The organism is Reticulibacter mediterranei, assembly GCF_016587455.1.
Window position 1 is genome coordinate 2,090,725 of record NZ_BNJK01000002.1, and the last position, 25,700, is coordinate 2,116,424.

Sequence of the window (25,700 nt, forward strand, 5' to 3'; positions counted from 1 at the left end):
CCTGCACACGTGGCAGGTATTGTTGAGTAGATCTGGCTAGTGCTGTTCTGTTGTTTCGTTGTGCTCAGGTGGCTGATAGACGGCGTTGCGATCGATAGTTGCGTAAATAGCGGGCGCGATAGGGTTGTGCAACTCTTCAGCGATATGACCAAGCAGGCCAGCCGCACGTGCGAGCAGAGAGACGCCGCGCAACAATTGCGGTGGCAGCCCGAGATCAGCGAGAGCCGCACCAGCTACCCCGGCCCCGTTGAGCGGCAACTTGCGACCAAGTATCTCTGGATGGACGCGACCGATTGCCTCAAACAGGCGCAGGTGTGGCCCTCGCAGGTTCTCCTGCTCGGCGATTGCGATGATGACCTCGGTACGCGGATCAGCGGTTTTATGGACCGGGTGGCCTAAGCCTGGAACAAAACGGCCAGCCGCACGTTGCTCACGGACAGCGCGGCGTGCCAGGGTATCCCATTGCTCGTCTGTTTCTGGCAGGTGATCGCCAACGGTCGCCAGCGTGTCGGCGAGAAAGCGACCTGTATCTTCTGTGACGCCGAGGAAGCGCGAGCCGCCACCCAGCAAACCGGCTGCCATCGCGCCTTGAAGTGCATCCGGGGCGCTGTATAGAGTCAGGCGAGCGGCGATAGCGGTTGGAGTAAAGCCGTGATCGGCCAGCGAGACGAGGACAGCCTCGAATACTCGCACCTGTTGCGGCGTTGGTCGCTGCTGTGTGGCGAGCCAGAGGGCCAGTTCGCCAAAACCGACGTTGCCGATTAGCTCCTTCGCAAGATCGTGCCCGAGCAGACGAATGGTGGTGGTATCTGATGTGCCGATGCCGGTTGGATATTCCATAAGTTCCCTTGTCCGTTCCAATGGTACTCAGCCCTCTCGACGCGGGGGACTGCCAGGACATCCTGGGTAGTGTTCATAAGTCTTGCAGATATTCTTCCGGTTTCCCACTTGATGAGCGTGTCTGGCTGAGCCAGGCGCGAATCAGTTCGTTGTCCTGTCCAAGCTCTGGAGGTGGGAGTTCGTGACGCGGAGGCGTGCGGGAAAACGTGATCGGGTGGCGAATCATTGGCACGGCATTATCTCCGGTGCCAACCTCGACGACGGGATCGAGTCCGAGTTCGCGCGCGAAAGTGACTCCTCCTGCGACATCGTTGATCGGGCCGCACGGAACCCCAACAGCGCTCAAGAGGCCAAACCATTCTCGGGCCGTTTTTGTGCGTAATCGTTCAACCAGCAGAGGGCGCAAGGCTTCGCGGTTGCGGGTGCGCTTCTGGTTACTGGCAAAGCGGGGATCATGTGGCAACTCAGGCAGGCCGAGAATATCACACAGTTTGTTGAATTGTCCGTTGTTCCCGGCTGCAATCACCAGTTCCAGATCAGCCGTTGGCAAGGGTTCGTAAGGGAACAGGCTGGGATGAGCGTTGCCCATTCGTGTTGGGATAACGCCGCCCGCGACATAGGCCGACGTGTGATTGACCATGCCTGAGAGGGCTGTGGCAAGCAAGCTGACTTCGACATGCTGGCCTTCTCCAGTCTGGTTGCGATGGTTGAGGGCGGCCAGGATGCCAATAGTTGCGTGCAGCCCGGACATCACATCAAAGACGGAAATCCCGGAGCGGTAGGCTGGTCCATCTGCGTCGCCAGTAAGACTCATTAAGCCGGACATCGCCTGCACGATAATGTCGTATCCGGGTAGAGAGGCTCCCTGAGCCGTGCCAAAACCGCTGATCGAGGCGTAGATAATACTGGCGTTGTGCTGCTGCACCGTGTCGTAATCGAGGCCAAAGCGCTTGAGACCGCCGGGTTTAAAATTTTCGATGAAGATATCGGCACGGGCGGCCAGTTCGCGGGCCAGTTGCAGGTCGGCAGGGTCGTTGAAATTGAGGACAACCGAGCGCTTGTTGCGGTTGATCGCCATATAGTAGGTTGCGACCCCGTTGCGCGTTGGGGGCAGCCAGGTGCGGGTATCATCGCCAGCAGGACTCTCGACCTTAATCACCGTTGCGCCGAGATCTCCCAGCAGCATGGTGCTGTAGGGACCGGCGAGGACGCGCGAGAAGTCGGCGACTAAGAGGCCATCAAGTGGACCGGGGCGATGGTCTGTCTTCTGCGTCTGCTGCTCATGGTTTTGTTCCGGCGTGTCGTTGTCCTGTTCTGGCATAAGATTCCCGCTTCCGTATGCTCATAATGTACCTTTTCTCTGTGGGCCATATATGCATTTTAACATTTTACGCTGGTAATGAGTGTTGTTGTAGTTGCGCGAGTATTGGTGCATCCGGCAAATGCGTCAGGGAGAGAGATGATTTCCCCCACCCGTAGCGACAAGAGGTGGTGTGGTGGGGTTGCGGGGGCCTTGCGCTTGTCGCTGTTGGGGCACACGGCAACCGAGAAACAGACAAACGATATAGCGAGGACGACAAGCGCAAGGCCCCTGCGCCCTCTCCCCGCCTCCCCTTGTCGCTACGGGTGGACCCGAAATCCGCTGTGCCCAGAGCCATTCCCCTTTCAATTGCCAGATGCACCAATACTCGCGCAACTACAACAACACTCATTACCAGTATTTAATTATAAAACTCACGTATTGCTGCCAGAGATTAGTATACATCTGTCTGTGTCCGCTCTACGGACCATCGTCCGTTGAATTAAGTATAGATGACTGTGCGGATCGATGTCAAGGGACGGAAGACCAATGCCAGAGTTTGTTAGACGACGGGAATACTTGATGGATCGGTGCCAACGATCATCTGTGGACGGTTTTGCCAGCGTGCCCAGTCGGAACTGATCGCAGACGCCGTTTCCAGCAGCCAGGGGAGATACTGTTCTGTCAGCGTCTCGATGCTTGTTTCGGCGGCATGTACGCTCACATTAAGGGCCGCAACAACGCGGTTCGTCCCGTCGCGGAGGGGAGCGGCAATGGAGCGAATGCCGTAGGCCAGGTGTTCATCAGCGATAGCCCATCCTCTTTCGCGAATCTCGCAAAGGGCGCGGTTGCGCTCCTGTGCGCCCGGTCTCCAGAGCGGGGCGATGCCGGAGCGACTTGGTATTGCCAACACGCGTTCCAGTTCGTCAGCCGGGAGTTCTGCCAGCAAGACTTTGCCCAGAGAGGTCTGAAGGGCGGGAAAGCGGGTGCCGATGGTCACGGCGATAGTGATGATTTTGGGAACTGCCACACGCGCGACGTACACGATATCAGCGCCATCGAGTTGGGCGATTGAGGATGACTCATTCGTGCGTTCCACGAGCTGTTTCATATGTGGGCGTGCGATGTCCCATAGGTTGGTCGAGCCGATATAGGCCATTCCGAGCTCCAGGACGCGTGGCGTGAGCGAGAACTCTCCATGACATGTGCGTACATAGCCTAGCTCCTCAAGAGTGAGCAACATGCGGCGTGCGGTTGGTCGAGCCAACCCTGTGGCGGCTGCCACCTCGCTGAGCGTCATTGTTGGTCGCAGTGGTCCGAACGCGCGGATCACATTGAGGCCACGTGCCAGTGCTTCGATGAAATCTGGTCCTGTTTCGCTGTGCATCTTTCCCTCTGATTACCTATCGACGTTTCTTATTTTCATCGTAACAGAAACACTCTCTGCTGTCCAGGGACCGGGCGACCGCGACAGGGCTTTCCAATTCTCCCATCTAGCAGGAGTGCAGAGGGCGGCAGCCCTTTGCCGGGGTGCGGGGTGTCCCCGCAAAAACCTTTTTTCTTCTCTTTTGCGCGCCGCCTGCGGCGGCGCGCGAAGGAGGGAAGGAAACTGGGGACGCCCCAGGCCCCGGCAGGGAGACCCCTGCACCCCTTTGAGCGGAGAACTGGAAAGCCCTGGCGACCGCGATCAGGGCTTTCCAATTCTCCCATCTAGCGGGAGTGCAGAGGGCGGCAGCCCTTTGCCGGGGTGCGGGGTGTCCCCGCAAAAACCTTTTTTCTTCTCTTTTGCGCGCCGCCTGCGGCGGCGCGCGAAGGAGGGAAGGAAACTGGGGACACCCCAGACCCCGGCAGGGAGACCCCTGCACCCCTTTGAGCGGAGAACTGGAAAGCCCTGCGACCGCGATGTTGATTTGTTTGCAACACCATCCTTGACAGAGGCTCGTCAGTTGTGTACTATTTAATGGACGATTGTCCGTAGAGCGGACATATTTGAATTGTCAACGTCAGCACTTTGAAGAGCGGTATCGCATTAGGGCTACCAGGACATGGACAGAGATGTTCAGCAGGTGACTGGCATCGAGAAGGTGTGATGTGGCCTGCATTGCGTTCGGTGGTCAGGACACAATGAGGTGAATACAATGAGCCAGATCTCAGGAGCAGACAGTGATCGCTTCCCAGCAGGCCGCCCAGTCGTATTTCGCAACGCCACTGTATTGACCATTGATCCATCCTTTGGCGTCGTTGAAGGCGGAGATGTCCTCGTGGTCGCCGATCAGATCGCGGCAGTGGGACGCCAGCTTGCCGTCCCGGATGGAACAGTGGAGATCGACGCAACCGATGGCATCCTCATGCCGGGAATGGTCGATACGCACCGCCATATGTGGCAGACGGCGCTGCGTGGTTTTGGTGCAGATTGGACCCTCACGAACTATTTTCAATTCTATTACCTCAATTGGGGCAAAATCTTTCGTCCAGAAGATATTTATGCTGGCAATCTGCTGGCCGCGTTCGAGGCCGTTGATGCTGGCGTGACAACCACCGTCGATTGGTCGCACGGTTTGCAGACGATCGAGTATGCTGATGCGGCGGTTGACGCCCTTGAAGCGGTGCCGGGTCGGTTTGTTCTGGCATATGGCAATCTGCTTGGTGCCCCCTGGCAATGGACAAAGGCACCGGAGTTTGCGAACTTCATCAAGAGGCGCATCGATGGGCGTGGAGATATGCTCCGTATGCAGATTGCCTTTGATGTGACAGGTGATCCCGCGTTTCCAGAGAAGGGCGCGTTTGAGGCGGCGCGTGACTTCAATCTGCCTGTAACGACCCACGCGGGCGTATGGGGTGCCACCAATGATACGGGCATTCGTTTAATGTATGAACATGGGTTTATGACCCCTTCCACCGTCTATGTCCATTCGGCAACCCTTTCCGATGATTCCTATCAGCGTATTGCAGCTACGGGCGGCCATGCCTCGGTATCGGCAGAGAGCGAATGCAACGCTGGTCAGGGCTATCCTCCAACATGGTTGCTGCGGCGACATAGCATCCCAGTTTCCCTCTCGATGGATACCAGCGTGTGGTGGAGCGCTGATATGTTTTCAGCGATGCGGGCCACGCTCAATGCAGATCGTTCTCGTGAGCATATGGAGGCACACAAGCGCAACGAAACCGTGATGCTCAGCCATTTGCGAGCAGAGCAGGTGGTGAACTGGGCAACGCTCGGCGGTGCGCAGACGTTGGGGATGGATAGCTTCATTGGCAGCATCACCCCCGGGAAAAAGGCGGATCTCGTCTTGATTAAGAATGATCTGTCGCCGGTCATGTTCCCGCTGCTTCACCCATACGGCCATGTTGTATTCCAGGCTGGACGCGGAGATGTGCATACGGTTCTGGTCAATGGAAAAGTCGTCAAGCACAATCATCGTCTTGTTGGTATTGACCTTGCGGCAGCGAAGCAGGCCGTTGCAAAGACTGTGGAGTATGCACGAACGAAGATGGGCGAGCAGGCATGGAACGAGTCGATGAATCCTGCACAGGCTGAGGTTGAGTCTATAGATAACCCGTATATGTATACAAAACAGGCGCAAGCATCGCAGGATCAGGAGAACGGGTAAGTGTTGCAAAATATTTCGTAGTTTCCCGATTTATCGGGAGGCGGATACCATTTCCGCCCAGATTGGTGGCGCACCCCTCCCGATAAATCGGGAAACTACGAAATACTTTATGGACAGCTGAAGAGAGAAGGCCATGCGCACGTTTGATATGCCAGACACGATGTCAGCAGCGGTGATTCACACGCACGCTGCTCCGCCCAAATATCTCCTTCGACCTCTTCCTCCTCAACGGGAAAAGGGGCAGGCGTTGCTACAGGTCGTAGCAGCGCCGATCAGCCCCTTAGATTTGTTGTGTGCATCTGGCAAATCCTACTTTGGCGCTCCACAACTGCCCTATATCCCAGGCGTGCAGGGGATCGGCGTCGTGATCGAGGCTGACGAGCTTCCTGTTGGGCAACGGGTGTGGTTCTCCTGCGATGCTGGTATGAAGCCGGGGGATGGCAGTTTGGCGGGCTATTGTGTAGTCGATGAGTCGTCGGCGCTCGTGCTGCCTGAGCAGATTGAAACGGACCTCGCCGCGTCCCTCGGATTGTCGGCTATTGCCGCCTGGATGTCGCTCACCTGGCGGGGCCAACTCGCGCCGGGCGAGCAAGTGCTTGTGCTGGGCGCGAGTGGCGCGGTTGGACAGGTGGCGGTGCAGGCGGCGAAAGTGCTCGGTGCGCGTCGTGTGATTGCGGCCTCACGCGACGCGATCGGGCGCGATCGGGCGCTCTCGCATGGCGCTGATGCGGTTGTGGATCTCACGGGCGACGACGTGGACGAGATCAGCAAGCGGATGGCAGCGGCCTGTGACGGTCCCTTGCAGCTCGTTATCGATCCTGTGTGGGGCTTGCCAGCGGAGGCGGCTGTGCGTGTGTTGGCCCCTTATGGCAGGCTGGTCAACATTGGTTCTGCCGCTGGCCCCTCCGTGCGCTTCGAGTCTTCACTATTGCGCAGCAAGCTCCACAACATTCTCGGCTATACCAATAGCGCGCTGACCCACGAACAGAAGGGGCAGGCGCTTACAGAAATCTTCAAACATGCTGTTGCAGGTAATTGTACGGTCGAGCGAGAAACAATGCAGCTCTCACGAATCGCCGAAGCCTGGGAGCGTCAGGCGGGATCGGCTCGTTGCAAGTTGATCCTTGTGCCTGAATAACTCCTGCAAATTGTGTTGATAGCTGCCATACTCCCATTACCCGTTCAGCCGTGTAGTAGACGAAGCCTGTCCTGTACGGGTGGCGAAGCGTTACCAGGAGGCAGACACGGCGATGAAGCGCTCTTCTATGTCGGCGACCTGATCGATCAAAGCGGCAACTGCCGACCAGGAGTGCTGCACCCCGGGATATTGCGCCTGACCCAGTAGGCGTGCCTGTTGTTCGAGCAGCGCTGCTGCCTCCAGCTGATTCCCTTCTGCCAGAAAGATCTGCGCATCCAGGTTGCGCCGAACGGCAAGTGGGAAGGCGAAGTAGAGCAGATGCCCGGCGAGATGCTCTGGTACCTCTGCACGCAATGTTTCTGCCAGCATATGCAATGCTTGCACGCTGCCGTAAACCTCTGGTCCCCCGGGATCTCGTTGTACGTTTTCTCGGATATATGGCAGGGTCCGCGCGATCATAGCCTTCCGACTCACCGTTTCTGCCAGACGGAAATCCGCGCGCATGGTATAGGGCTTGTCGATATAGCGGATGCGCTCTGCGCGCCAGGCTTGCAGCAGATCGTCAAATGGGAGGGTGGCGTAGGGGAACCCTTTTGGATCATGGACCAGGACGTGGTCCGGCGAAACGTCCAGCGCCACCACAAAATGATCCGCTCCACCAAGAAAGGCATAGTTGGGATGATACTTCAGGTAACCCATATCCAGAGGGCCGAGCAACACAGGGCCTAGCTTTACCGCCGCACGAAGACGCTCTATGGCGCTCTGTTCATCACCGCCTCGAGTCAACTGGCAGGTCCATCCCAGCGTCTCTATCGCACGAGTGACTCCCGGGTCGGCATCCAAAGCGTCGAAGAGGAAGAGCTTGTCCCTGCTGTGATAGGTGTTGCCAAAGGGCATCGTGGAGAGACATTCCAAAAAGCCTGGTGAGGGTAGATGATCAGGGCTGGCTCCGCTTCCCAGCAGGCTCATGTATAGACTATAACTATAGCAATAATCACCGCTTCCGACGTATGGTACCATCGTCCTTCCTCCTTCATTCTCTGTTGACATCCCCTTCTCCCTTTTTTCTATGTTCTACTTCTTTGTAACTGGAATATAGATCTTGACCTTTTCTACCGGATTGGTGCAGGGATAGAACTCAAAATCCGCTTTTCCTTCAGCAAACTCATAGCCGGAGGTGGGGAACCAGACTTCGTGGATATATTTCCAGCTTCCTTGAATCGCGGGTGTCATATTCGCTTCCCCATCGTTGGCTGGAGTAGTGAAAATGGCGTAGACTGCCTCCGGGATTTCTGCTGTGAACAGATCTGCCGGAATGCCGTTGAAATCACTGACCTCGACCGCAATAACATACGAAAAATCCCCGTTGGCTGGGTCAATTGGGAAACACATACCCAGTTCAGCCTTGCCCACACTTGGGATTTGGTTGTGTAGCAGGTCAAGGCGTTCCCTGGTCATACTGCCCCAGAATGCCGGAACCTCCTGGTTGTTTACACCATCGCGAGTCGTCGTCTTCAGTTCATAGCCTGCCACTTTGAATGCTGGTTTGGTCACAATCTGCGGTTCCATCACTATGGCTCCTTTCAGCCGGTACTGAGCAAACAGAAACAGATCCACCTTCGCGGGAACCTGTTCTGTGCCATGCAGACGATACGTTTCTGGCGAACACCCATAGAGCTTGCGAAACGCCTTGCTAAACCCATTGTGGGTTTCAAACCCGTAGTCCAGGGCAATATCGAGGATTCGCCTGCCCTGAGCAAGCTCTACGACTGCGTAGGCCAACCGTCTGCATCTGATGTACTCCATGACGGGTTTGCCAACATACGCTTGAAACACGCGATAGTAATGATAGGGAGAGAAACCGGCAATCCTTGCCAGAGTTTCGGCTGTCAGATCATCTTTCAGGTGATCTTCAATGTAATCAAGGCTCTCCTGGATACATACGCGATAGTTCATGGCATCCCCTTTCCTGATCGATGAGAACAGTATATCAGCAGTAGAATGATGGGACTGGTCCATTCTTGCGCTCTTTCATTTTTCGCATCCTTGTCTTCAATGCCTAAAAGCTGTATACTCTTGAGATATGTACATATATTCTACCTTCTGCAATTAACTTAGAACACGGCAATCAGAAGGAACTGGTATGCATTGACGATTTTGTCTATAATGCTGCAAAATGACAACGCGCATGAGGTGACGTTTTATGGATGACCTGACCGGTCAACTCTGGGGGAGCTATCGACTCACGCAGTTGCTAGGGCGAGGAGGCTTTGCTGAAGTCTATCTGGGGGAACATGTACGTCTACGTATCGCTGCTGCCGTGAAAATTCTCCATGCACATCTCTCTGACGAAGGGGTGGCAGCTTTTCAGCGCGAGGCCCAGGTGATTGCGGAACTAGCGCATCCTCATATTGTGCATGTACTGGATTTTGATGCTCAGCAGGGAAGACCCTTCCTGGTGCTGGATTATGCGCCGGGCGGTTCGCTCAGACAACGGCATGCAAGAGGCGCACGCGTCCCGTCTGGGCGGGTGGTCGAATATGTACGACAGGTGGCAGATGCACTCTCCTATGCTCATGAACAAAAGTTGATTCACCGCGATGTGAAACCTGAAAATATGCTTGTGGGGCGCATGGATGAGGTATTGCTCAGCGACTTTGGTATCGTTGCCATTGCTCACTCTACATCGTCCATGAGTACGCAAGCATCGATGGGAACGTTACCCTACATGGCACCAGAGCAGATCCAGGGGAAGCCTCGCCCGGCCAGTGATCAATATGCGCTGGCTATCACGGTTTACCAATGGTTGAGCGGCACGCTGCCCTTTCAGGGGTCAGCGGTCGAGATCATCGCCCAACACCTGGGCGTCCCTGTCCCGCCTCTACGGACCCACGTTCTGGGGATAGAGCAGGAAGTGGATCAGGTCGTCTTAAAAGCGCTGGCGAAAGCCCCGGAGGAGCGTTTTGCGACCGTGCAAGACTTTGCTGCGGCCCTGGAGCGGGCCGTTATGGGCCAGGCAACCATATCTCCTCCTGTGCTTGATACTGGCGAAATTATACGCGCCTCCGCTCCTTCAAACGCGGTTGTTGTGCTCCCATCTGACCAAAAACCATCAGTACCGCAGGAGCCACCTGTGGACCGTACTGTCTCTGCTCCGCTGAGTCCAACGCCCTCTGCCGTGACACAGAAGGACATGCCGATTCCGAGTGCGGCACCGTTACTACCAGCCCAACTCCGTCTCCCGTCTGTTCCTCTTGTCTCCCGTCGTGAGGTTATCACTGGCCTGGTTGCCGGTGGGGTGAGCGTGGGGAGCGCTGCCCTGCTTGGCTATCTAAGCGCTTCGAGCCTGCCGTCCACTTCCTCGGCGAATAGTGATGTGAAATATTCATATACGCTTGGTAGTGCCGTCGAGTACCTGAGCTGGTCGCCCGATGGGAAATATCTCGCGGCGCTGGATCGCTCTCATATGCAGGTAGTCGTCTGGACGCCGGTTGATGGGAGGATCGTTACCACGTATAAAAGTCAGGCTGATCCATTCCTCGATATGCTCTGGTCGCCCGATAGTCAGCTCATCGCAGTTGTCATGGGAGGAGATGTAATGATAGGCACAGGGCGCAAGGTCTTTGTCTGGAATGCGTCCAATGGGAAGAATATTTTGACTTATCAGGGACGCGCTCCCTTCATAAATCTCTCCTGGTCTGCTGATAGCAAGTTTATCATGACAGCGGAAGGCGATGGGCAGGTGCGTATCTGGAGTGCGACGAATGGCAAGGTCGCTCATAGTTTTTCCTGGGTAGAAGGCCAGACGACTACCCCGCCCGATGGTGGAATGAGAGGATCACCTAATGGCAAGTATATTGCCATTTCTGGCATACTCACCGGACATTCGATCAGTATTTTTCAGGCAGATAACGGGAGAGACGTAGCTGAGGCGGAAATGGACGGTAAACCGGGATGGCCTGTCTGGTTCGGCTGGTCTGCTGATAGCGCTTATATCGCCGGTGGCGGCGTTTCCAGGGCTGCATTTATTCAAATCTGGCAGGCCAGCACGGGAAATAGCATGATGATCTACCGGGGACACTCTGGTTCTATCGATGCCTTTGCATGGTCGCCAGATGGAGCATATATCGCTTCAGTCAGCAATGGGAGCGAACTACCGGGGATACACGTCTGGAGCACAAAAACTGGTGAGCGGCTTCGCATCCATCACCTGACCTCCGTTACCGGGCTGGACTGGTCCCCAGATGGACGGTACATTATCGCCGCCTCCTCTGCTCAGATCGTCCTCTGGCAAGCACCTTGAAGTTGCGCCCTCGCCATCATTGACCAGCGCCGTGACCATATTTTTTGCTGCAAAGAAAAAGAGGAAGACATTATGAGTGAACTGCTCGGTCAACAACTGGGTAATTATACGCTCACGCGGGTCTTGCACCGCGAGACATTTACGGAGAGCTATCTGGGCGAACATGTTCGTATGAAGGCAATAGCCAGGATCATTGTCCTGCGTGCAAGCCTGACGGAAGAGCAGATCACACCCTTTCAGGAGACGGTGCAGCGTATTGCTGGCCTCATTCATCCACATATTGTGCGCACCCTGGATGGCGATCTCTATCACGGCACTCCTTTTCTGGTGCAGGCATATGTGCCAGCTTCCTTAAGACAGTTCTATCCTGAAGGGACGCAACTGCCGCTCGACACCGTTGTAGCGTATGTGAAGCAAGCTGCCAGCGCCCTGCACTATGCTCATGAGCAGGGGATCACTCATGGAGATCTGCGCCCGGAACAGATGTTGCAACGCGAACGAGATAAAAGCCTCCTGATCACTGGCTTTGGACTGGCAACTCTGCTGTCCCTCGTATTCCCGGATTTTGTGCCAGATAATCCATATCTGGTCCCTGAATTGCCTCAGCAGGCTTCGCAGCCAGCAAGCGATCAGTATAGTCTGGCAACGATAGCGCATGAGTTGCTTGGTGGAGCATCATCAAAGCTTCCACAGGAGGTCGAGCAGGTGTTGACGACGGCACAGGCCACAGATCCGGGACAACGCTTCGCAACCATCCAGGTATTTGCCACAGCGCTGGAACAGGCGAGCAAAAGCGGCAAGGTGCAACCTGCTCAACCGCTTGCGAGATCTGTCCCCATTGTAGCGGCGAGCGTAGCTGCTACCGTGCCCGATGCTCAGAAGCTTCCGCCCGCTCCACCGACGTCAGCGCCAGAGCATGCTCTGCATTCGGCGCTGACGGAGCCAGAGGCATTGGCACGGATACCAGCACGGAGAGGAGTCTCGCGGCGCTGGTTGCTCACGGGGCTGGGTCTGGGAGGTGCAGCCATAGTCGCAGGAATCGGAGGGAGCATACTCCTCAAACAACAAGCCGGCCTGAAGGCATTTGTGTCTTCCCCGCCAAAGCTGATCTATACCTATCAAAGTCAGGTGCTATTCACCGGCGGGATACTCCATGATTTTGATCTCTTCTGGTCGCCGGATGGGAAGCAGATCGCCACCGTAGATTACGGCAGTTCTACTGTTCAGATCTGGGATGCCGCTGATGGAAATCATATCATCACCTGGACCGCTCCGAAAAAAAGTCTGTACACGCTGCAATGGGCGCAGCAACATCTGCTTGTGGCCTGGAGCCTGGGGAAAAGTCCCTACGAGAGAGAAGAGCGTGTACATGTGCGAGATATGGCAAGCGGTCAGGACGTGACGACCTATACGGGCCATGTGAGCGCATCTCCAGGGTTTGGCATCCGCTCTATTGCATTTTCCCCTGATGGGAAGCGTATTGCATCGTTGAAGGATGGGTATACCTCCTCGGACGCGTATCTCGTGCATATCTGGGATGCGCAGACGGCCGCAACGATTGCATCTCTTGCCGTTGATGACAGGGCCGTTGCACTGTACTGGTCGCCGGATGGGAAGCGGCTACTTTCATGGAGCAGCGACACCATTTTGCATGTGTGGGATGCTCAGACCGGAGCCTCTATAGCCGTCACTCCCAATCAAAAGCTTTCAATTGCTCCGGTCTGGTCGCCCAATAATCGCTATATTGCCTCAACTGAGTATGAGAGTGGGTTGTTGAATGTGTGGGACGCGCAGACCGGGCAGCGCGTTTGCTCATACCAGCACGAACCCAGGGAGGATGTCTATGCTTTTGTGTGGTCTCCCGATAGCAGTAGGATCGCATCGGCGTGCCGGGGAGACGATAGCGTGCATATCTGGAATGCTGCAACGGGCAAGCGTATTGTTATTCATAGTGATTGGTTGTTTACTCCTATCGCCTGGTCTCCTGACGGCAAGCATATCGCTTCGAGTGGAGCAGAGAATGTGAGAGGTCTACATTCGTTCCAGGTTTGGGATGCAGCCAGCGGAACAAATGCGGTTAGCTATAACACCCCACCATCGGATATTCCTGACGTAGTGAAGATTGCGTGGTCGCCGGATGGTCAATATATTGCGGCGGTCGATCGAGGTGACAGCAACAATAATGCGATCTATGTCTGGAAAGTCGGTTGGGGGCAGAGCGCTCAACCGACGCCATCGGCCTGACACAATATTTGGTGCTCTCGCGATGGAGAGCCATAAAAAGCGAGATAACCTGTTTGCTGATTTTGAGAGGCTGCTCTATGTATGAGAATAGTTCTTCCACTGTACAACAAACCGCGTCAGACGTGAGAATTAAAAGAATCGCGCTCCTCCTGGTGATGATTGTCATCATCAGCGGTAGCTCTGTTTTGATGTTTCTCTTTGTGCGCACAACGCGCTTGACTGGGTATAGCAACGGGACGGCCACAGCTGCTCTATCCACAACCGCGAAGGAGGACGCCACCTCGATTGCTCAGACGAAGGTTGCGGGCACAGAGATCACTACCAGCCGGGCGACGGCAACGGTGGCGAGCGTGCCTGATCCTTATGCAAATGGGAAGCTGATGCTTTATGATCCTCTGACAACTGATCAATCCACGACACAATCCTGGAGATGGGAACAGGATAGTACCTGTGCCTTTCAAGGTAATGCGTACCATGTGACCGATGTTGTGAGAGGATATCTAGTAAACTGCGAGCTTACCAACGACGGTAACTCTGTGCTTAATTTCAGTGATTTTACCCTTGAGGTCAAAATGACTATCCTCAAGGGAGATGAGGGAGGTATCACTTTTCGGCAAGTAAATCAACCAGGATACCTTGGATACAGGATTTTGTTCGATAAAGATAGCAATTACCGCTTTTTGCTCTCAACCTCGTCTGACACAAAAGAACTGATGAGTGGTGCTAGCTCAGCCTTCCATACTGGTTATGGTCAGACGAATACAATTGGTCTGGTTGCGAGAGGTAGATCGTTTACCTGGTATGTAAACGATCAGAGCGCAGGCAGTGTGAGCGATTCGACATATCAACTAGGGAGTTTCGACCTGGAAGCTGCGACGTTCAGTGGTCATACAGAGTATCCAGAGGTGGCCTATTCCAACTTCAAGATCTGGCGTTTGTAATTTGTGTTGAAACGCATTGAAGAGAGCCAGGCTTTTGGAAAAATCCAAAAGCCTGGCTCAACTCCTTCATGTGCAAAACCCTATTAGTGGGGAAAGGGGAGGTCTCAGTTCTCCTTCGCGTTCAACCGGATTTCCAATGGGGGCAACCCATCGGAGCGAGCGCTGAACACGATGTCGCCAGATTGCCCGTTACTGCGCACTATAGCCAGTAAGCGCCCATGCCACGCTTTGCGCTGCTTGCCCAGATATGATTCCTCAGACATCGGGTTTGCCGTTCCGACCGCCATGAGTTCTCCAGCACCTGACACCTCGAACGAGACTTCATGCTCAGCGGTTGGCACGACATGCCCATCCTGATCCACAATCTCCACTGTGATGTAGGCCAGATCGCCGTATTTACTATCAATGGTATCGCGATCAGGCGTCAGGCGCATGTCAGCCGGGGCACCAGCGGTTCTCAAGGAGGTGCGGCTCGTCTCTTTCCCAGAGCTGTAGCCGACTGCCTCGATGATACCAGGTTGGTAGATAGCATCAAAGGTTGCTTTGTTCTGGCTGACTGGCTTGCGCCCGAACGACACTCCATTGATGAACAATTCCACTTCCTCATCCACAGCGTAGGTATCAACCTGGATTGGTTTGTCTTCTTCGCCGGGGAAGGTCCAGCTCTCGATGACGGGTTCCCATCCCCAGGGCAGGAATTTGAGTTGTTTGCCAGTAAGTTGCGGTTCGAGGACGCCAATGAACGGTTCGGTTCGCACTCCCCAGAGCAGATCACGATAGAAGGATTGCGGGCGTTTGAAGCCGCAGATATCAAAATCGCCAGTATTTGCCAGGTGATAGGGATATGGAGCAGCAAAGGTGAGATTGCCATCGGAAACTACCTGCCCGATCCCGGCTTCACCCAGATAATCCCACGCGGTCCAGACAAAATCGCCGATCACATGGGGCAGCCGTTCTGTTTCTTTCCAGTAGTCATAGGCCATGTGAGGCCAGGTCTCGGTTCCGGCAATGATCCGACCGGGATAGCGTGTTCCGTCTCCTGCGTAGCGCTGATGCATGTAGTTATAGCCAACCACATCCAGGGGTTGGGCAAACTGAGTGGTCAGCTTCGTCCAGATGTCTTTTTCCGGGTCATCTGGAACCGGAGAAGGTCCAAGCTGGCTGATATCGCCGGTCGTCATCGCCTCAGTGTCAATGTACATGACTATGGCAGAGGTCACAAAGCGAGTGCTATCCAGGCTGCGTACAAAATCCGCCTGATGCCGGGACCAGCTCGCCCCATCGGGAATACCTAGAGCCTCCGGGATCTCGTTGCCAATCGACCACATAATTACAGAAGGGTGGTTGCGGTCACGTTTGACCAGCGCTTCCGTATCGCGCTGCCACCATTCCTCAAAATACACGTGATAATCATTGGGGTTCTTGCCCTGACGCCAGCAATCGAAGCTTTCATCGATCACCAGCAGGCCCAGGCGGTCGCAGGCATCGAGCAGCGCGGGTGCGGGCGGGTTGTGGGCGGAGCGCAGGGCATTAAACCCGGAGGATTTCAACAATTCGACTTTGCGCTCTTCGGCACGGTCGTAGCTGGCAGCACCCAATGGACCATGATCGTGATGTATACAGCCCCCTTCAATTTCAGCGGAACGCCGTTCAGCCGGAAGCCGTTTTGAGCATCTACGCTGATCGAGCGGATGCCAAAGGTAGTTGTCTCGGTGTCAACAACTGCGTCTCCAAGTAGCACTTCGCTCAACAACGTGTAGAGATAGGGTTCATCCACTGACCACAGCCTGGCATTCTTCACCAGCAGGGTTTGCTGAACGGAGAACCCTTTCAGCGGCGTTTCGGTCTGCGCAACCTCTGTGCCCTCTCCATTCAGGATGGTGGTACGCAAGGTGGCTCCCTCGTAGCTTTCGGACAGGCTTGCCAGTTCGGTTGCAATCTGGACAACTGAAACAGTTGGATCGACAACTGGGGTTGTGACAAAGACTCCCTGGGGCTGAATATGGACATCTCCTCCCCTACGTAACCAGACATGCCGATAAATGCCTGTTCCGGAATACCAGCGAGAATTAGGTTGAGCAGTGGTGTTCGCGGAGACCACCACTTCGTTTTCCTGCCCATAAGCCAGAGCGGAGGTGATATCTACCACAAAACTGGTGTACCCGTACGGCTGCAAGCGTAACAACTGGCGGTTGATGGTGACTTCGGCGTTCATGTACACACCTTCAAACTCCAGTTGCACGCTTTGTCCGCGCCATTCTTCGGGCACAAGAAACTTTTTGCGATAGTTGGCGACATTGCCCGGAAAATACCCGCCGTGACTGCTGGATGGATTGCTGGCAGCTCGCGGTTTGGCAATCATGGCATCGTGCGGCAGGTTGACGGGTTGCCATTGGGCGAAGAACTGCGCCATCATGCCTGACGCCTCAGAGTATTCCCAATCGAGGTCGAAGGATTGTTTGATCATAGTGTTTCCTCCTGAGAAGAGGGGATAGATTGGATGCCGCGCAGAAAAGCACGGCAGATTTCCCGATACATCTCCATTACTGGCTGACCATACTCTTCACGGATGAGGTCGCCCAGCAGCGCAAAGCGGCTATTCATGCCATTAAGCAGATTCCAGATGGCAGCGGAGAGCAGGTCGGGGTTCAGGTCCGGGCGGAGCGACCCGTCCGTAATGCCCTGCTGGATCATCTGAGCGAGTGGGTCGTGGCCTCCAGGCCACGCTTGCTCAACGATGTGCCGTACGCGAGCGGGGTTGCCCTCTCGCGCATAGAGCGAATTGAACTCAACGATGAAGCGCAGATGTTCCGGGTGTTGCTCCAGCAGATCGAGTAGCACCAGCATTGTGTGCTTAATGCGCTGGAAACCGGTCCCTTCTGATTGCAGCAGTTGACCAGGGGGATCGGCCTGCATATCTTCGATGAGCTTCTGGAAAATGGCCCAGGCGACTTCTTGCTTATTGGGGTAGTATTCGTAAAGCGTCATGCGAGAAATGCGGGCAGCGGCGGCAATATCGCCAATGCTTACATGATCGATGCCGTCGCGGATAAATAACGTTTCAGCCGCCTCCAGAATCCGCTCGCGCTGGTTCTCGCGATGGTGCTGATACGTTTTCCGTCTCTGGTTGTTGGAATCCATACAGAGTAACCAAATACTTACAGAAGGCAGCAATTTTTACAACATGTCTAAATTTACTATAACAGGCTGGCGAAGAAATGTCAATGAAGGCGCAAGTTCATTTGCGCTTTCAAGGGATCACGATGATAGCAGGCGATTTTAGAAAGACTATGAGGGAGTATTGACGTATTTCAGGACGCTATCCCTTCTGTTACGTTGCCGCTCGTAAGTCAGAGACGGTTGATGTGACGCGGCAATGGCTTGCCGACTATGATTTCCCAGAGCCGTCGCGTGTGTACTATTGCGATCAGAGCCTTTACCAGAAGTATTTAAATGCCTATCAATTGGCAGGATCAGAGCCTACCATCATGATTGATGATCTGGCGCTGAAAATGATGCAAGCTTTTGCAGCCCTGATGAAATATCGGTATCCCATAGCAAAGGCGATCAGGACGAGATTGGCCCTGTACGCCTTTGGGCATGAGCAGTCTCCTGCATGGCCGTTGAAAGTAGCCCTGTTCCCCGTATGGCCGCTCCCTAACTGGGCGCAATTTGGTATGTTGATAGGTGCTGAAATGGCTTCGTGGGAGGTGTGCGATGGTACTGGTTTTATCTCCTGTATATGAAGGACGACGATCAGGATGAGGTAGATGAGATTTCAGGGATCATCGATAACGGTCCTGATTTCGACGAGTTTGCAGAGGCAGGCCTCATTCCCACTACGGATGGAGAATTACCGGCGATCAACCCTGACACGGAGGATGACCTGCCTGCCACTACTCCCTAGATTACTCACACGCCTCGTGTGAGGGTGCTAAAAGAGTAGATGGGGTTCATCCTCCTTCATCCTTGAGATTTTTCGATTATCGCTCTCTATCTAGATCGCTCCGATGAGATGAGCCAGGCGCGACCACTCCTGATTTTCATCTTTGACGGGAATTGGGAGCAATAACAGCTCGTCTAATCCACCGTTTAATAGCTCGCGGAAACGGGTTGCGATAGTCTGTTCGTCACCGGAGACGACCAGGTTGTCGATGAGGGCTTCGGGCAGCGTTCCATCTTCTGCGGCGGGATAGCCTGCTTCCGCAAACATATTACGGTAGAACGGCAGCTTCCCATATGTCCCGAGTCTTTTCCGTGCGGCAGAAAACACTGCTTCTCGATCCGCACTCATCGCAACGGGCACATGGGCAACCAGCGGTGGGACTGATCGTTGCGCCTGTTTCGCGCCTTCCTCAAGTGTCGGTTTCGCCGTTTTCAAAAGATAGGGGACGGGACAGTTCCAGGAAAGTGCGCCATCGCTGATTTCTCCAGCGGTTTTAAATGCTCCCGGGCTGAGAGTCGAGACAAGGATTGGTACAGGTGCGCGTGCTGGCAGGTCGGCCTTGATGGTATAAAAGCGCCCATGATGATCGACCTTGCCCTCCCAGAGCGCCGCGCGCAAAACGTTGATATACTCGGCTGTGTGGGCCATTGGCGCGACCATTTCGATCCCGTAAACTCCCTCGATTATCGGACGATGGCTCGCTCCCAAGCCAAGCCGGAGGCGACCCGGAGCAATTTCATGGAATGTGTTTACCTGAGCCGCCAGCGCCAGCGGATGGCGAGGATAGAACGGCAGAATAGATGTGCCGACGCGGATTGTCGAGGTCTGCGTGGCGGCAACGGCAAAGACCGTTAAGGCATCAAGCGTTGTTGGGCCTTGTGTCATCCATATCTGGCGTACCCCGGCTTTTTCGGCATCGATAATCGCTTTGATCGCGCTCCCGGTCTTGCCAGGAGTGATGGCCAATCCAATGCGCTCAACCAGAGGCAGGGAGCGAACCTCGCTTGCCGCCAGCATCTCTTCTCCACTAATCATTCGTTGCGTCTCTTTCTCTCAAAACAACAATATCATCTAACTCTTGAGGTAAATTAGAAACTATCGCTATATAGATGATGATACACCATACCCAAAAAGGACATCCAGGGCTATCAAGGTGTGACAGCAGAACACTTACCATCCTTGTAAAGGGGCGTTGTGTCTACATCATGGCCAGTAGCGGTTGGATTCAAGATGATTGTCGTGTCGCGCGTTATCGATGATTCACAGTCTTCAATCGATTTATCAGTGTCCTGTGGCCCCGGCTTATTAGGTCCAAGCCAGAGATCTATATGGAAAGCATTGTCGCCCTTCACATCATTGCAATCTGCACACTGATCTTCCAGTATGAAGTACTTTTGCAAAAAAGGAACATAGATTATGGTGCCAGGTGGAAACGCCGCGCTGTCTCCTTCGGTATCACCAGTATATGCTGCAAATGTGATGGGATCATCGTGTGTGCCTTTCCCCTCGGTTGCTTCACTATGCTTGGTTGTTGGGTAGTCATCGGAGTGTGGAAATGCAATCACGGCTGTTTTGTAATGACCATTACCATCATCGTTATCAGGAAAACCATAGGATGTTACAGAGACTTTAATAGTGTCACCATCGGTCGTTGGCGCTCCCTGTGGCGGTGAGACCAGATCTTTCGGCGGCTGATTTTCTCCACCTGAAGTGGATGCCTTATCCAGTAAGCTCTTCGCAGTACAATCTCCCTTACTATAGAGCGGAGTCTTATCTACTGGATATTTAGTAGCGTCAGCCGATGGGTTGAGTACAATAGTAGTTTTTATTTCTGCCACCTGTTTTACACAGTCCTCGATCTTCTGTGCCTCATCGTTCGAGGTCAGTTGGGAAGGGCCGAGCCAGAGATTGATAAGATAGGTCGTACCATCAGGGGGAGTTCCACAACTATCACAGCTATCTTCCAGAATAGCGAACTTTTTCAGCGCTTTCACATATATTTCGGTTCCTGGTAGAAATACTGCCTGACCGCCTTGCGTCAGCGGTGTAAAGGCTCCGAATGTAATTGGATCGTCAGGTGCGCCAGTTCCTTCCGTTGCCTGATCATGTTTCGTCTGAAATCCCATATTGTGCGGATAAGCGATAGCAGCGGTATTGCTCGTCACCTCCCCTCCATCGGTGTTATCAGGGTAAGCGAATGCCTGTAGGCTTACTGTCACCTCCTCATCAGTGTTTGCGTTATTTGACGGATTTGAGGTGTCAGATTCATTGCTCATTTGAAGATTTGTATTTTTTGATGCTATGTGGGCAAAAGAAGTATTTTGAGAAAAAATACCAATAACAACAATAATGAAAAGGGAAATAGAAAGTGACTTCATGAAAGTGTGTGAAAGCAGAATATGTCTTTTAGCTCGTCCATGCTTTTTCTGTACGCCTGCTGTTTCCCTCTTATCTCTTTTGTCGCTGAAATCCATTTAGGAGCCTCCTGAAAGAAAATTCTTAGCGAGTACTATCTATCTGCTAGTGTAGCAGTTTTTCAGCCTTGAATTGGGGGGAAAGAGGGATAAAGCCATAGGTACAGGCATCTTACCAAAAAAAACTGGCGTTCAGATCTTTCGATTGCGCGTCAGGCGGCTCTGTAGAAGGACGACTATGAGCAGGAAGGCTCCGCGAATGACTGTTTGCCAGGAGACGCCCAGACTGATGAACCCGAGTCCATTCTCGAAGTTCAAAAGATTGAAGACCAGGCCAAGCAGCAACGTGCCGACCAGTGAGGTCCAGACCGAACCCATGCCGCCGGTCAGGAGCGTGCCGCCAACAACCACTGCTGCAATCGCCGTCAATTCCCAGCCAACGCCCTCGTTTGGAGAGCCGGTGAAGGTCTGACCGGCCAGCAAGACGCCGGCCAGTCCTGCCAGCACGCCGCTAATGACGTACACTGCCAGGATGATACGCTCTACTGGTAAACCCATCAGGCGAGCCGCTTCCTCGTTGCCGCCAACCGAGAGTATGTGGCGACCGAAACGGGTAAAGTTGAGGACAATCGAGCCAATCGCATAGGCCAGCAGCAGAAAGACCGGCAGAGGGATACCATAGAGGATGCCCTGACTGAGTGCCGCCCAATCCTGCGTCGCATTCACGCTGACCGTCGCATCTTTTGCCAGCACAAGCGCCAGCCCACGAGCTGCCAGCAACATGGCAAGAGTTGCGAGAAATGGTGGTATCCTGAGCCAGGCAATCACCCAACCGTTAAAGAATCCCACCAGCAGGCCCACCAGTGCTGCCGCACCGATTGCTGCGAGCAGGCCATACGGACTCGCCAGCGCCGCCACAACGCTGCACAGTGCCGCCAGCGAACCAACCGAAAGATCAATGCCCCCCGTCATAATCACAAAAGTCATCCCCAGCGCGATCAGCCCAAAGGTAGTGTTGTAGGAAAGGACCGTCAGGAAATTATAGGTCGAGAAGAAGTTATCGTAGCGCAGCAGGCCGAACAGCACCAGCAGAACAAGCGCGATCAACGCCCCCTGACGCTGCAAAATACTTTTGCTCCTGCTCCATACAGTTGCTAGCCAGTTGCTACGATTCGCTTCCGTTGTCGAAATATCAGCCATAACTTTCCCTTTTTTGGAAGGATGTTGTGAACGCTTCAATCTGCCCGTGCCCGGGGCCATGCGGGGTCATTAGTTCATACTTTCTGCTGCCGTTGTACATAGACCGCAAGCAGGATAATGGCGGCTTTAATCACCTGCGCCACACCGAAGGAAACGTTCTGAGCCACTAAGGTTGCCCCGATGAGATAAATGATCAGCGCACCGATCAGCGTTCCGACGACCGTTGCCTGTCCTCCTGTAAGCGGAGTGCCACCAACCGCAACCGCCGCAATCGCATCTAGTTCTCCGTTCAAGCCTACGCGAGTTGCATCTGACGATGAGTTGATAGAGATGATAATAAATCCTGCCAGTGCCGCCAGCAGTGCGCTGATCGTATAGACCGCCAGCTTGACGCGATCAACGGGGATGCCAGCCAGCCGTGCCGCCGCCTCATTGCCACCCGTCGAAAGTACGTAGCGACCAAAAGTGGTGACGCGCACAATGACGGCGAAAAATATCACAATGATCAACATCAGGATTACCTGAAATGGAATGCCCAGCACCGTTCCCTGGCCGATAAATTGAAAGCCGGGATTGTGGAAATCCTGAAGCTTATCGTTTGAGAGGACCAGCGCAATTCCACGCCCAGCAATAAATAAGACCAGCGTGGCAATAATGGGCTGAATGCGAAAGCGGGTAACTAACACGCCATTGAAGAGGCCAAAGAGACCCGTCGCGAACAGCGGGAGCAGTAGCGTCAGAGTGATGGCAAGTGCTGGACTACCTGCCAGCAACGGACTCTGAAAGATGATCGGGGCCAGCGCTCCAGCGAACGCCATGAGCGAGCCAACAGAGAGATCGATGCCACCAGTTGCAATAACCAGCGTCATGCCAGTTGCGATAATAGCAATTGGGGCCACTTCTTGAAGATCGTTGAAGAGCGAGCGGGCTTCGAGAAAGTGTGGCCTGAACGCGATATCGTACAGAATGATCAGCACCAGCGCCGTCAGTGCTCCATAGGCCTGTCCGAAATTGCGCAAACGTTCTAGCAGCCCGAAACGGCGTGGGCTGGTGCTTGTTTCGGGCGTGATAGGCGTTGTGGCTGGATCAAGCTTCGCCACGTTGCACCTCCTCAGTATTGTTCGTCTCCTGCTCGTCATTGCCATGTGCCATCGCGTTCATGACGGCTGCCTGAGTAATGTCTGCGTGTTGGAGCGAGGCCACCGTCTGTCCGTCGCGCATGACCACCACGCGATCGCTTCCTTCGAGCAGCTCTTCCAGTTCGGACGAGATCATCAGCACACCCAGCCCCTTTTCGGCGAACTCCTCGATCAGCGCCTGTATCTCCGCTTTGGCCCCTACATCGATTCCGCGTGTCGGCTCATCGAGGATCAGGAGGCGGGGATTCAGACAAAGCCAGCGAGCTAGCAACACCTTTTGTTGGTTGCCGCCCGAGAGTTCGCGGACCTTTTGCTCTGGTCCAGCCGTTTTGATGCTGAGCCGTCGAATAAACTGATCGACGATCTCCTGCTGCTTCTTGCGGGACACAAAGCCATTGCGCGAAAGGATCGGCAGAGCCGCGAGCGTGAGGTTTTCTCTGACCGAAAGATGGGGGATAATGCCATCCACCTTGCGATCTTCTGGGCAGAAACCAATACCTGCGCGGATAGCATCGGTGGGCGCGTGGAAGTGGGCAGGTTGCCCTTCCACGCGTATCTTGCCCTCTTCGAGAGGATCGGCACCGAAGATTGCACGCGCCACCTCGCTCCGGCCAGAACCAAGCAGGCCAGCCAGCCCAACAATCTCACCTGAATGGATCTCGATGTTGGCTCCTTGCAATGCTCGTCCGCGCCGCAGCCCTTGCGCCTCTAATAGCACATGTTGATCAGTGTGGTGCTGTCCAATTTCGAAGCTCGTTTGCCCATGCCGGCGAATATCGGCAAGCTCCTTGCCCAGCATCTTCGCGACCAGCTCGACTTTCGGCAGACTCTGCATCTCGCGGACATCGACCGTGCGGCCATCGCGCATAATCGTCACACGATCACAAATGGCGTACAGTTCGTCGAGGCGGTGCCCGACGAATAGCACGGAGACGCCATCAGCTTTTAACTGGCGAATGCAGGTGAACAGAGTTTCAACCTCTCGTTCGTTGAGCGAGGAGGTCGGTTCATCCATCACAACCAGCTTGCTATTGAACGAGATGGCGCGGGCAATCGCCACCATCTGTTGCAGAGCGATATTGTAGTTCATCAATGGCTGGGTTACGTCGATGGAGATCGAGAGGCGTTCGAGCAAATGAGCGGTATCGGCATGCATCTTGCGCCAGTTGATAAAGCCCCAGCGTCGCGGCTCCCGCCCCATAAAGATGTTCTCCGCAACGGAGCGGAATGCGACGAGGTTGATCTCCTGGTAGATGGTGCTGATGCCATTGTTCTGTGCTTGCTGGGGCGCTTGGAAGTCAACCTGACGCCCATCAAACAGGACGCTGCCGCTATCGCGCCGGTAGGCACCGGTCAGGATTTTGATCAGCGTCGATTTGCCAGCCCCGTTTTGCCCGACAAGGGCATGCACCTCACCCGGATTGATGGATAAATGGGCATCAACCAGGGCGATGACGCCGGGGAAGGTTTTGGAGATATGCTCCATCTGCAATAATGGGTTGGTCTGGCTCATTCCATGGCCCCTTCCCTACGAGAAACGAAATACTAGAACGAGTTCGGCAGATTCTCTTTGGCGTTATCTTTGGTGAATTGCATATCCTTCACGACGATCCAGTCTGCGAGCTTTGTACCGCCAGCATACTGGTCGATGGTCTGGAAGGAGACGGGACCGAAGAACGGGCTGGACTGGACGGTGGTTCCCTCTTCCCCGTTGATAATCGCGTTCAGCGCATCTTTTTCGCCGTCAATTGAGGCGACAATCACATCTTTGCCGGGGTGCTTGCCAGCAGCTTTGAGGGCTGCAATCGCGCCAATCGCCATCTCGTCGTTGTGAGCGTACACTACGGTTACGTCGGGATGCGCCTGCAAGAGGGTTGCCATCACCTTGCGACCAGTGTCGCGGTTGAAGTCGCCATCCTGCGAGGCAAGGATTTGCATACCGGATTGGCTCTTAACCTCGTCGTCAAAGCCTTTCTTGCGCAGAATGGCGGGAGAGGCTCCGGTAGTGCCTTCTAGCTCGATAATTTTGGCCTTGCCGCCGGTCGCCTGAATCATCCAGTCAGCAACGCGTTTGCCCTGTTGAACGAAGTCGGAGCCGATGAAAGTAACATAATCTTTGTTGGGGGATGCCAATGTGTGATCGACATCGCGGTCGATCAAAATCACCGGGATGCAGGCAGCTTTGGCCTGGAGGACGGCTGGGATCAGGGCTTTTTCTGTGATGGGGGCGAGCAGGATGACATCGACCTTTTGCGCGATCATTGATTGCACATCAGAGACCTGCTTATCCCCTGAGTTCGCAGCATCTGTGTAGACTAGCGTGTCGCCACGTTTGGACGCCTCTTCCTTGATGCTGGCTGTTTCAGCAAGACGCCAGGGGTTGTTGCTTGCATTTTGCGAAAAACCGACCTTGTAGTGATCCTTCTTTGCGAGTTTGGGAGGAGAGGCACAGCCGCCGCCACTATTGGCGGTCGATCCTCCACCGCTTCCGCCTGCGCCACACGCAGCAAGGACAGCACAGATAAGTAGGCTGAGCAACATTGACAGACCAGGGCGTGAGAACTGGTTGGGTTTCATAAGCGAATATCCTCCATGATATAGGTAGATATGCAACCGTTCGATGT

The 25,700-nt window shown here is 54.5% G+C and carries 22 protein-coding genes; 8 read left to right on the plus strand and 14 right to left on the minus strand.

The window, feature by feature from the left end; translation table 11 throughout:
• Window positions 1-36: 36 nt before the first annotated feature.
• The 3 genes from K3T83_RS47880 to K3T83_RS47890 all read right to left on the minus strand — a co-directional run bounded on the left by K3T83_RS47880 (window position 37) and on the right by K3T83_RS47890 (window position 3,527).
• Entirely contained in the window at window positions 37-840 is an 804-nt protein-coding gene (locus K3T83_RS47880) for a citryl-CoA lyase (protein ID WP_220210232.1), read from the minus strand.
• 73 nt (window positions 841-913) lie between these two features.
• Window positions 914-2,161, minus strand: coding sequence for a CaiB/BaiF CoA transferase family protein (locus tag K3T83_RS47885; protein WP_220210233.1), 1,248 nt, complete (start codon window positions 2,159-2,161; stop codon window positions 914-916).
• 541 nt (window positions 2,162-2,702) lie between these two features.
• The gene (locus K3T83_RS47890; RefSeq protein WP_220210234.1) at window positions 2,703-3,527 is read right to left on the minus strand and encodes an IclR family transcriptional regulator domain-containing protein; all 825 of its coding nucleotides are present in this window, start codon (window positions 3,525-3,527) and stop codon (window positions 2,703-2,705) included.
• A 265-nt stretch (window positions 3,528-3,792) separates the two neighbouring features.
• Here K3T83_RS47890 and K3T83_RS47895 point away from each other — a divergent pair, with 265 nt between their 5' ends.
• From K3T83_RS47895 to K3T83_RS47905, 3 genes are all read left to right on the plus strand, one after another.
• Window positions 3,793-4,101 (plus strand): hypothetical protein, encoded by a 309-nt coding sequence (locus K3T83_RS47895; RefSeq protein ID WP_220210235.1) that lies wholly within the window; start codon window positions 3,793-3,795, stop codon window positions 4,099-4,101.
• 177 nt (window positions 4,102-4,278) lie between these two features.
• Window positions 4,279-5,751 carry an amidohydrolase family protein gene (locus K3T83_RS47900; RefSeq protein WP_220210236.1) on the plus strand — a complete coding sequence of 491 codons (1,473 nt, stop codon included), beginning with the start codon at window positions 4,279-4,281 and terminating at the stop codon, window positions 5,749-5,751.
• Window positions 5,752-5,884: 133 nt separating this feature from the next.
• Window positions 5,885-6,889 (plus strand): quinone oxidoreductase family protein, encoded by a 1,005-nt coding sequence (locus K3T83_RS47905; RefSeq protein ID WP_220210237.1) that lies wholly within the window; start codon window positions 5,885-5,887, stop codon window positions 6,887-6,889.
• Window positions 6,890-6,979: 90 nt separating this feature from the next.
• Here K3T83_RS47905 and K3T83_RS47910 read toward each other — a convergent pair whose 3' ends face one another.
• Together K3T83_RS47910 and K3T83_RS47915 are read right to left on the minus strand one after the other, a co-directional pair.
• Entirely contained in the window at window positions 6,980-7,909 is a 930-nt protein-coding gene (locus tag K3T83_RS47910; protein ID WP_220210238.1) for a YobF C-terminal domain-containing protein, read from the minus strand.
• Window positions 7,910-7,963: 54 nt separating this feature from the next.
• Entirely contained in the window at window positions 7,964-8,845 is an 882-nt protein-coding gene (locus K3T83_RS47915) for an AraC family transcriptional regulator (protein WP_220210239.1), read from the minus strand.
• A 247-nt stretch (window positions 8,846-9,092) separates the two neighbouring features.
• Here K3T83_RS47915 and K3T83_RS47920 point away from each other — a divergent pair, with 247 nt between their 5' ends.
• From K3T83_RS47920 to K3T83_RS47930, 3 genes are all read left to right on the plus strand, one after another.
• Window positions 9,093-11,192: a WD40 repeat domain-containing serine/threonine protein kinase gene (locus K3T83_RS47920; RefSeq protein ID WP_220210240.1), complete on the plus strand. Its 2,100-nt coding sequence runs from the start codon at window positions 9,093-9,095 to the stop codon at window positions 11,190-11,192.
• Window positions 11,193-11,264: 72 nt separating this feature from the next.
• The gene (locus K3T83_RS47925; protein ID WP_220210241.1) at window positions 11,265-13,436 is read left to right on the plus strand and encodes a protein kinase domain-containing protein; all 2,172 of its coding nucleotides are present in this window, start codon (window positions 11,265-11,267) and stop codon (window positions 13,434-13,436) included.
• A gap of 77 nt (window positions 13,437-13,513) precedes the next feature.
• Window positions 13,514-14,377, plus strand: a complete 864-nt coding sequence (locus tag K3T83_RS47930; protein ID WP_220210242.1) for a hypothetical protein — start codon at window positions 13,514-13,516, stop codon at window positions 14,375-14,377.
• Between the two features lie 104 nt (window positions 14,378-14,481).
• On the opposite strand, the gene K3T83_RS47935 is transcribed toward K3T83_RS47930, so the two are convergent.
• Genes K3T83_RS47935 through K3T83_RS47945 form a run of 3 tightly spaced genes read right to left on the minus strand, consistent with a single transcriptional unit; the run spans window position 14,482 to window position 17,518 of the window.
• Window positions 14,482-15,975, minus strand: a complete 1,494-nt coding sequence (locus K3T83_RS47935) for a glycoside hydrolase family 2 TIM barrel-domain containing protein (protein ID WP_220210243.1) — start codon at window positions 15,973-15,975, stop codon at window positions 14,482-14,484.
• Complete coding sequence (locus tag K3T83_RS47940) at window positions 15,924-16,844, minus strand: glycoside hydrolase family 2 protein (RefSeq protein ID WP_220210244.1); 921 nt, start codon at window positions 16,842-16,844, stop codon at window positions 15,924-15,926. Before K3T83_RS47940 ends, K3T83_RS47935 begins: the two co-directional genes overlap by 52 nt.
• Window positions 16,841-17,518, minus strand: coding sequence for a TetR/AcrR family transcriptional regulator (locus K3T83_RS47945; RefSeq protein WP_220210245.1), 678 nt, complete (start codon window positions 17,516-17,518; stop codon window positions 16,841-16,843). Before K3T83_RS47945 ends, K3T83_RS47940 begins: the two co-directional genes overlap by 4 nt.
• A 224-nt stretch (window positions 17,519-17,742) precedes the next feature.
• Between K3T83_RS47945 and K3T83_RS47950 the strand changes: the two genes are divergently transcribed.
• Window positions 17,743-18,123, plus strand: a complete 381-nt coding sequence (locus tag K3T83_RS47950) for a hypothetical protein (protein WP_220210246.1) — start codon at window positions 17,743-17,745, stop codon at window positions 18,121-18,123.
• On the plus strand, window positions 18,120-18,284 hold the full coding sequence (locus tag K3T83_RS47955; protein ID WP_220210247.1) for a hypothetical protein: 165 nt from the start codon (window positions 18,120-18,122) through the stop codon (window positions 18,282-18,284). Before K3T83_RS47950 ends, K3T83_RS47955 begins: the two co-directional genes overlap by 4 nt.
• A gap of 90 nt (window positions 18,285-18,374) precedes the next feature.
• Here the strand turns inward: K3T83_RS47955 and K3T83_RS47960 are convergent, their stop codons facing one another.
• The 6 genes from K3T83_RS47960 to K3T83_RS47985 form a co-directional block, all read right to left on the minus strand.
• A complete protein-coding gene (locus K3T83_RS47960; RefSeq protein WP_236065230.1) occupies window positions 18,375-19,358 on the minus strand; it encodes an LLM class flavin-dependent oxidoreductase in 984 nt (327 codons plus the stop codon).
• Between the two features lie 113 nt (window positions 19,359-19,471).
• Window positions 19,472-20,797, minus strand: a complete 1,326-nt coding sequence (locus tag K3T83_RS47965; RefSeq protein ID WP_220210248.1) for a hypothetical protein — start codon at window positions 20,795-20,797, stop codon at window positions 19,472-19,474.
• 132 nt (window positions 20,798-20,929) lie between these two features.
• Window positions 20,930-21,937, minus strand: a complete 1,008-nt coding sequence (locus tag K3T83_RS47970) for an ABC transporter permease (RefSeq protein WP_220210249.1) — start codon at window positions 21,935-21,937, stop codon at window positions 20,930-20,932.
• 74 nt (window positions 21,938-22,011) lie between these two features.
• Complete coding sequence (locus tag K3T83_RS47975; protein ID WP_220210250.1) at window positions 22,012-23,037, minus strand: ABC transporter permease; 1,026 nt, start codon at window positions 23,035-23,037, stop codon at window positions 22,012-22,014.
• Window positions 23,024-24,589, minus strand: a complete 1,566-nt coding sequence (locus tag K3T83_RS47980; protein WP_220210251.1) for a sugar ABC transporter ATP-binding protein — start codon at window positions 24,587-24,589, stop codon at window positions 23,024-23,026. The genes K3T83_RS47975 and K3T83_RS47980 overlap by 14 nt, the downstream gene beginning before the upstream one ends.
• Before the next feature lie 32 nt (window positions 24,590-24,621).
• Complete coding sequence (locus K3T83_RS47985; protein ID WP_373324753.1) at window positions 24,622-25,617, minus strand: ABC transporter substrate-binding protein; 996 nt, start codon at window positions 25,615-25,617, stop codon at window positions 24,622-24,624.
• Window positions 25,618-25,700 lie beyond the last annotated feature (83 nt).

What these genes read in the sequence shown, in the direction of transcription:
- K3T83_RS47880 (WP_220210232.1), bottom strand. Translation starts at nt 840, where the DNA reads ATGGAATATCCAACCGGCATCGGCACATCAGATACCACCACCATTCGT.
- K3T83_RS47885 (WP_220210233.1), bottom strand. Translation starts at nt 2,161, where the DNA reads ATGCCAGAACAGGACAACGACACGCCGGAACAAAACCATGAGCAGCAG.
- K3T83_RS47890 (WP_220210234.1), bottom strand. Translation starts at nt 3,527, where the DNA reads ATGCACAGCGAAACAGGACCAGATTTCATCGAAGCACTGGCACGTGGC.
- K3T83_RS47900 (WP_220210236.1), top strand. Translation starts at nt 4,279, where the DNA reads ATGAGCCAGATCTCAGGAGCAGACAGTGATCGCTTCCCAGCAGGCCGC.
- K3T83_RS47905 (WP_220210237.1), top strand. Translation starts at nt 5,885, where the DNA reads ATGCGCACGTTTGATATGCCAGACACGATGTCAGCAGCGGTGATTCAC.
- K3T83_RS47910 (WP_220210238.1), bottom strand. Translation starts at nt 7,909, where the DNA reads ATGGTACCATACGTCGGAAGCGGTGATTATTGCTATAGTTATAGTCTA.
- K3T83_RS47915 (WP_220210239.1), bottom strand. Translation starts at nt 8,845, where the DNA reads ATGAACTATCGCGTATGTATCCAGGAGAGCCTTGATTACATTGAAGAT.
- K3T83_RS47920 (WP_220210240.1), top strand. Translation starts at nt 9,093, where the DNA reads ATGGATGACCTGACCGGTCAACTCTGGGGGAGCTATCGACTCACGCAG.
- K3T83_RS47925 (WP_220210241.1), top strand. Translation starts at nt 11,265, where the DNA reads ATGAGTGAACTGCTCGGTCAACAACTGGGTAATTATACGCTCACGCGG.
- K3T83_RS47930 (WP_220210242.1), top strand. Translation starts at nt 13,514, where the DNA reads ATGTATGAGAATAGTTCTTCCACTGTACAACAAACCGCGTCAGACGTG.
- K3T83_RS47940 (WP_220210244.1), bottom strand. Translation starts at nt 16,844, where the DNA reads ATGATCAAACAATCCTTCGACCTCGATTGGGAATACTCTGAGGCGTCA.
- K3T83_RS47945 (WP_220210245.1), bottom strand. Translation starts at nt 17,518, where the DNA reads ATGGATTCCAACAACCAGAGACGGAAAACGTATCAGCACCATCGCGAG.
- K3T83_RS47955 (WP_220210247.1), top strand. Translation starts at nt 18,120, where the DNA reads ATGAAGGACGACGATCAGGATGAGGTAGATGAGATTTCAGGGATCATC.
- K3T83_RS47960 (WP_236065230.1), bottom strand. Translation starts at nt 19,358, where the DNA reads ATGATTAGTGGAGAAGAGATGCTGGCGGCAAGCGAGGTTCGCTCCCTG.
- K3T83_RS47965 (WP_220210248.1), bottom strand. Translation starts at nt 20,797, where the DNA reads ATGGATTTCAGCGACAAAAGAGATAAGAGGGAAACAGCAGGCGTACAG.
- K3T83_RS47970 (WP_220210249.1), bottom strand. Translation starts at nt 21,937, where the DNA reads ATGGCTGATATTTCGACAACGGAAGCGAATCGTAGCAACTGGCTAGCA.
- K3T83_RS47980 (WP_220210251.1), bottom strand. Translation starts at nt 24,589, where the DNA reads ATGAGCCAGACCAACCCATTATTGCAGATGGAGCATATCTCCAAAACC.
- K3T83_RS47985 (WP_373324753.1), bottom strand. Translation starts at nt 25,617, where the DNA reads ATGTTGCTCAGCCTACTTATCTGTGCTGTCCTTGCTGCGTGTGGCGCA.